The organism is uncultured Paraglaciecola sp. (assembly GCF_913020055.1).
GTDB lineage: Bacteria > Pseudomonadota > Gammaproteobacteria > Enterobacterales > Alteromonadaceae > Paraglaciecola.
Map to the genome: position 1 here is coordinate 83,341 of NZ_CAJWCF010000005.1, position 6,788 is coordinate 90,128.

The 6,788-nt window shown below is 42.5% G+C and carries 8 protein-coding genes; 2 read left to right on the top strand and 6 right to left on the bottom strand.

Going from position 1 to position 6,788, the window contains the following annotated elements; all coding sequences use genetic code 11:
* Nucleotides 1–26 precede the first annotated feature (26 nt).
* The 5 genes from iscU to trmJ form a co-directional block, all read right to left on the bottom strand.
* On the bottom strand, nucleotides 27–407 hold the full coding sequence (gene iscU, locus QZ488_RS02290) for a Fe-S cluster assembly scaffold IscU (protein ID WP_293746016.1): 381 nt from the start codon (nucleotides 405–407) through the stop codon (nucleotides 27–29).
* Between the two features lie 74 nt (nucleotides 408–481).
* Nucleotides 482–1,705 carry an IscS subfamily cysteine desulfurase gene (locus QZ488_RS02295; protein ID WP_293746017.1) on the bottom strand — a complete coding sequence of 408 codons (1,224 nt, stop codon included), beginning with the start codon at nucleotides 1,703–1,705 and terminating at the stop codon, nucleotides 482–484.
* Nucleotides 1,706–1,717: 12 nt separating this feature from the next.
* Nucleotides 1,718–2,206, bottom strand: coding sequence for a Fe-S cluster assembly transcriptional regulator IscR (gene iscR / locus QZ488_RS02300; RefSeq protein WP_293746026.1), 489 nt, complete (start codon nucleotides 2,204–2,206; stop codon nucleotides 1,718–1,720).
* Nucleotides 2,207–2,305: 99 nt separating this feature from the next.
* Nucleotides 2,306–3,115 (bottom strand): serine O-acetyltransferase, encoded by an 810-nt coding sequence (cysE, locus tag QZ488_RS02305; protein WP_293746018.1) that lies wholly within the window; start codon nucleotides 3,113–3,115, stop codon nucleotides 2,306–2,308.
* A 9-nt stretch (nucleotides 3,116–3,124) separates the two neighbouring features.
* A complete protein-coding gene (gene trmJ, locus QZ488_RS02310) occupies nucleotides 3,125–3,865 on the bottom strand; it encodes a tRNA (cytosine(32)/uridine(32)-2'-O)-methyltransferase TrmJ (RefSeq protein WP_293746019.1) in 741 nt (246 codons plus the stop codon).
* Between the two features lie 292 nt (nucleotides 3,866–4,157).
* On the opposite strand from trmJ, the gene suhB reads away from it, so the two are divergent.
* Together suhB and QZ488_RS02320 are read left to right on the top strand one after the other, a co-directional pair.
* A complete protein-coding gene (suhB, locus tag QZ488_RS02315) occupies nucleotides 4,158–4,931 on the top strand; it encodes an inositol-1-monophosphatase (protein WP_293746020.1) in 774 nt (257 codons plus the stop codon).
* A gap of 188 nt (nucleotides 4,932–5,119) precedes the next feature.
* Nucleotides 5,120–5,524, top strand: coding sequence for a rhodanese-like domain-containing protein (locus tag QZ488_RS02320; protein ID WP_293746021.1), 405 nt, complete (start codon nucleotides 5,120–5,122; stop codon nucleotides 5,522–5,524).
* Nucleotides 5,525–5,586: 62 nt separating this feature from the next.
* Here QZ488_RS02320 and QZ488_RS02325 read toward each other — a convergent pair.
* Nucleotides 5,587–6,788, bottom strand: a 1,202-nt coding sequence (locus tag QZ488_RS02325; protein WP_293746022.1) for an efflux RND transporter permease subunit, incomplete at its 5' end; no start/stop codon positions are given.

A 6,788-nucleotide genomic window follows, 5' to 3' on the forward strand; every position in this document is an offset into this window, starting at 1 on the left:
GTTGCTCCTACTTAACTTTAATAAACTTACTTTTGACGACTTTTATAATCTTCAACTGCTGCTTTGATGGCATCTTCAGCCAAAATAGAACAGTGAATTTTTACTGGTGGTAAAGCCAGTTCTTCAGCGATGTCCATATTACTGATAGCCGTAGCTTCATCAATAGACTTACCTTTTACCCATTCTGTTACTAATGAGCTTGAAGCAATGGCCGAACCACAACCGTAAGTTTTAAACTTTGCGTCTTCAATAATGCCATTTGCATCTATTTTAAGTTGCAACTTCATTACATCACCACAAGCCGGTGCGCCAACCATACCCGTTGCTATTGTAGGATCGTTTTTATCAAAACCACCGACGTTGCGTGGATTTTCGTAGTGGTCGATTACTTTTTCGCTATAAGCCATGATCTTTTACCTTTTGGTTATGTGCTGCCGCGTTTATTGCCGCAACACATTAAAATTAATTCTTAGTTGACGACTCAGTGATGAGCCCACTCTACCGTGCTTAAATCTATGCCTTCTTTGTACATATCCCAAAGTGGAGACATGTCTCGTAACTTTTCAATGGCGTTACGAATGACACCAATCACATAATCAATTTCAGCTTCTGTGGTAAAACGCCCCATAGTGAAACGGATTGAGCTGTGTGCTAATTCGTCGTTCAAGCCTAATGCACGAAGTACATAGGAAGGCTCAAGACTGGCAGAAGTACAAGCTGAACCAGAAGACACGGCCATATCTTTCAGGGCCATAATCAAAGACTCACCTTCAACGTAAGCAAAACTCACATTTAAGTTACCTGCGATACGATGTTCCATATCACCATTCAAATACACAGCTTCCATATCCTTGATGCCGTTCCATAATTTGTTACGTAACATCATCAAACGTTCGTTTTCAGCCGCCATTTCTTCTTTAGCAATACGGAAAGCTTCGCCCATCCCCACTATCTGGTGAGTCGCCATAGTGCCAGAACGCATACCACGCTCATGACCACCACCGTGCATTTGCGCTTCTAAGCGAATACGTGGTTTACGACGTACAAATAATGCGCCTATACCCTTAGGGCCATAGGTTTTATGAGCAGAAAACGACATCAAATCTACTTTAGTAGTTTGTAAATCGATTGGTACCTTACCGGTACTTTGTGCTGCATCCACATGGAATAAAATCTTGCGTTCACGACACATTTCACCAATAGCTGCGATATCTTGAATCACACCAATTTCATTATTAACGTGCATGACACTAATCAAAATAGTATCTGGACGAATAGCAGCAACCAACTTATCCATGTCTACCAAACCATTTGGCTCAGGATCAAGATAAGTCACTTCAAACCCTTCACGCTCTAGCTGACGCATAGTATCTAGTACGGCTTTGTGCTCAGTTTTAAGGGTAATAAGGTGTTTGCCTTTTTTGCCATAAAAATTAGCAGCGCCTTTAATCGCTAGGTTGTTTGATTCAGTCGCACCTGAAGTAAATACAATTTCTCTTGGATCGGCATTAACCAAATCTGCGATTTGATTACGCGCAATATCCACTGCCTCTTCCGCAACCCATCCAAACTTGTGTGAACGAGATGCGGGGTTACCGAATACGCCTTCAGTGGTTAAGCAGTCAGCCATTTTGGCTGCTACGCGAGGATCTACTGGTGTAGTTGAAGAATAATCCAGATAGATCGGAAGCTTTAATTCGCTCATTTTTTACTCCGCTTAAAGCTGCAAACTGATAGAGATGTCGTTTGACGCTATTTGATTATGATGTTTATGTTTGTCTTGTCTTTCGGCAACTTGTTTCACATCATGCTGCTGCATGAGTTCACCCAAGGTAATACCATTTAGAAATACACTAATTCTATCGCTTAAGCCTTCCCACAAATTATGGGTTAAGCAGCGTTCTCCGCCTTGGCAACCGCCTTGACCTTGGCATTTAGTTGCATCAACAGACTCATTGACGGCTCGAATGACTTCACCAATAGATATTTCGTTAGCCTCACGGCCCAACTTATAACCACCACCGGGACCACGAACACTGTCTACTAACTTCTCTCTACGTAAACGGGAAAACAATTGTTCAAGATACGATAAAGAAATTTCTTGTCGTTCGGATATATCAGCTAAAGACACAGGCCCACGTTGCGAGTGTAAAGATACATCCAACATCGCTGTAACTGCGTACCGACCTTTAGAAGTCAATTTCATAGTAATTAATCCAATACCAAACTTAGGTCGAATTTTCACATACCCGACTATTTTAGTCAAGTATTTAACCTAGTGTTTTAGTCAAGTATTATGTATATCTTATATCTGCGGGTCAAAGGCATCACAGGCCTTTTTTATGTCACTTACTAACTCATTATCAGCAAAATCTTCTAAGTCTAAACTTGGTAGAGATTTACCGCAGACATCACCACCCATCTTATTAATGGCTTTGCACATTTCTTCTACTTTTGTATCAACAAGATGAACATGATCCACCATCACACCAATAGCATGTGCTATGGGATCAGGGTTATCTGTTGCTACTGCATAGGCATCAAAGCCGTACTTCTTGGCAATTTTTTCTCTCTCGCCATTAGTCGGTGCGTCAGGTTTATTCTGCTGCACCACTACTCGACCAGGAATACCAATTACCGTGGCGTTTTCTGGCACATCGCGCACTACCACTGAGTTAGATCCAACCTTCCCACCTTTGTGCACTGTGATTGGGCCCAATACTTTGGCACCGGCTCCCACTACTACATTGTCTTCTAAGGTTGGGTGACGCTTGCCAGCATTCCAACTTGTGCCGCCAAGAGTAACGCCATGATAAAGGGTCACATCGTTACCAATCTCTGCTGTTTCACCTATAACCACACCCATACCGTGGTCGATAAAGAAACGCCGACCTAATTTAGCGCCTGGATGGATTTCAATACCCGTTAACCAACGGGAGAAAGTAGAAATAGAGCGTGCTAACCATTTCCAATTGGCTTTCCACAATTTATGGCTGAGTCGATGAAACCAAATGGCGTGCAAACCTGGGTAATTAGTAAGTATCTCAAAGGTATTGCGTGCAGCAGGGTCACGATGAAAAACACTCTGCACATCTTCTTTCATTCTGCTGAACATAATTAAAGTCTACTGTTCCCGGTTTTTTGTGATTTTCTCAATCGATGCCAAAATACCACGCAAGATATTCAACTCTGCTGTTTCTGGCCGAGCGCGATTAAACAACCGACGTAATTTGGTCATTACCATACCGGGATGTTTGGGAATGATGAAATTCGTTTTGATAAGGGTTTGTTCCAAATGACTATAAAAACCTTCTAGATCTTCAGACAATGGATACTCGTTATCTTCAGGATGACTCTCAGGATACTCGCCTCGGGACAAATTTAAATAGGCCATGCGTACTTCATAACACAAAGTCTGTACCGCTGCTGCGAGGTTAAGCGAGCTATAATCGGGGTTAGCCGGAATACACACGTGAAAATGACACTGTTGTAACTCTTCATTACTCAAGCCATTATTTTCGCGACCAAATACTAGTGCGACTGGATATTTCGATACTTCACTAATTAACTTTTCACCGCACCCTCTAGGCTCTAACATCGGCCAAGATAACGTGCGTGAACGAGCGCTAGTACCTATCACTAAACCACAATCAGCCACAGCTTCAGCCAGCGAACTTACCGTTTTGGCATTGGCTAATACATCACCTGCACCTGCGGCTAAAGCACTAGATTTACCATCCGGTGCAGTGATGGGATCAACCAAGATCAATTGACTCAAACCCATGGTTTTCATCGCCCTAGCTGCCGAACCAATGTTGCCGGTGTGCGAGGTGTTGACTAACACTATGCGAATATTTTCTAACATGATGAATGGTATCTTTCGTTTAGGCAGCTAATTTTAGGGCGCGGATAATAGCATATACATATGCCACCTCAAAACCACGTTTAATACCAATCGCCATAAGTAATTACTCTCTGAGTGAGATTAAAACCAGCTTTACACTTTATCCTTCGGAGAAAAACCAACAATCACTTGAAATATTCTGATTGCTAAATTTACCTATTTTGATACACTGCGCGGCGATTTTTTGTTCAGTAGATTACATCTAGTAATCGCTGGGCTATATTTAATGTTCTTTTAAAATTGGTGGTTAACTATGCATCCTATGCTGAATATAGCGATCCGTGCTGCACGGACGGCGGGCAACATTATTGCTAAAGGGTTTGAGAATCAGGCCGAATTGCAAATTGAAGCAAAAGGCGACAACGATTACGTTACACGTGTCGATAAAGAAGCTGAACAAGCGATTATTCACAAAATTAAGCAATCCTATCCTGAACACAGTTTTGTTGGGGAAGAAGGCGGCGTAGTTGAAGGTGACAACGATTTCAAATGGATCATTGACCCATTAGATGGCACCACTAATTTTATTAAAGGCATCCCTCATTTTGCCGTATCTATAGCACTAATGCACAAAGATCGTTTAGATCAGGCAGTGGTATTTGATCCAATACGTGGCGAGCTATTTAGTGCCAGTCGAGGTGCAGGCGCACAATTAAACGGTTTTCGTATTCGAGCCAGTAAAGCCAAAGAATTAAGCCAAACTATCCTAGCCACTTCTTTTCCTTTTAGAAACAAAACCACTTTGCCTCAGTATCAAGAAGGTTTTAACAAGATATTTATGCAAGCAGGCGATATACGTCGCAGTGGTTCTGCAGCCTTAGATTTAGCTTACGTTGCGTCAGGCCGTTATGACGGTTACTGGGAAAGCGGGCTTAAACCTTGGGATATCGCAGCTGGAGAATTATTAGTTCGTGAATCTGGCGGATTAGTGACAGATTTCTTTGGTGGTAACGACCCAATGCACAAAGGCAACATTGTTGCTGGTAGCCCTAAAGTTGTGCAGATATTAGTTAAATATTTAAAGTAAAAATTTTATGACGTTTTAAGGCGAGCATCAGCTCGCCTTTTTTTATGCCTAGAATTAGCCCCTGCTTTTCTGGCTTGTTATTATCGAAGAATGGCGAATACGCCACCAGCCAACACCTCTGATTTAAGGCAAACTAACGCCCGCCTTAATAAAAATGCTTTCAGTCATAATCTGCACAAGGAAATGTTATGTCTTCAGTTGTCTCTAGAATACCCGGCGCATCAAGCGACGTTGCTCTCGCCCACTTTCAAAAGCTTCTACAATTTGAAACAGACTGTTGGGATGTACACTTTGCAATCAGTAATAATCGTCAAGACTTTGTATTAGTGGATGTACGAAGTGAAATATTGTTCGAACAAAGCCATATCGATAATGCAGTGAACATCCCCCACAAACGCCTTACCAAAGAAAACTTAATCGACTATCCAGCCGCTACATTATTTGTGGTGTATTGCGCAGGTCCCCACTGCAATGGCACCGAAAAAGCAGCCATTAAGCTAGCTGAATTGGGCCGTCCAGTGAAAAAAATGATTGGCGGTATAACCGGCTGGATAGATGAAGGTTTATCTTTAATTGGAAGTGCGCATTCATAGTGTGTTTCACTTTATCAACAGTTCCCAGCACTTTAACCGGTTAAAGTGCGCGGATTTATGCATCACTTAAGTGCTTGTTTGCGCCACAATAAATACACAACAGGCACAATGATCAGCGATAACACTAAAGCACTTGCCATGCCGCCAACCATAGGCGCAGCAATGCGACTCATCACTTCAGATCCCGTACCTGAACCATACAAAACCGGTAATAAACCTAGCATGATAGTAGCAACAGTCATCATCACTGGCCTTACTCTAAGCCCGGCGCCTTGCATAACGGTTTCAACCAAGTCTTCTAGACTAGGCTGAGTATGGTTATTTTTGTGAGTTTGTTGTAAGTCAGTATAGGATTGATTGAGATAGACCAACATAATCACACCTATTTCTGCAGCTACACCCGCCAGCGCGATAAAACCTACACCTGAAGCCACAGACAAATTAAATCCTTCTAAATACAGCAACCAAATGCCACCTATTAGGGCTAGGGGTAAGGTGCCGATAATGATCGCAACTTCAACAAAGCTACGAAAATTCAGATATAACAAAACAATAATAATCGCCAGCGTTAGTGGTAATACATACGTTAATTTTTGTTTCGCGCGCTGCATATATTCATATTGTCCTGCCCAAGTTAGACTGTAACCCGCTGGTAAATCTAACTCTGCAGATAATTTATCCGTGGCATTTTGCACGTAGTTACCCACATCAATATCCTTAATATCAATATAGGTCCAGCCGTTGATCCGCGCATTTTCACTTTTTATCCCCGGAGGACCGTCTTCCACGTACACTTTTGCTACGTCAGCTAAAGCAATACGTTGTCCACTTGGCGTGACAATAGGTAACAAAGCCAATTGCTCAGGAGAATCACGATAACTTTGCGGATAACGCAGGTTAATCGGATAACGCTCTAATCCTTCAACGGATTCTGCTACATTCATGCCTCCTATAGCCGTCGATACCACTTGTTGTACATCTGAAATGTTCAGTCCGTAGCGAGACGCCAGTTCTCGTTTAATATCGACCTTAATATAACGTCCGCCAGCTACTCGCTCTGAGTAAACCGAAGCGGTGCCAGGCATTTGCGCAAGAATTTGTTCGATATCTTGGCCAATGCGCTGAATCACCGCCAGATCACTGCCCGCCACTTTAATACCAACCGGGGTTTTAATACCCGTAGCCAACATATCAATTCGGGTTTTTATCGGCATCACCCACGCATTAGTCAAGCCAGGAATTTGTATCAATTTATCCAGCTCTG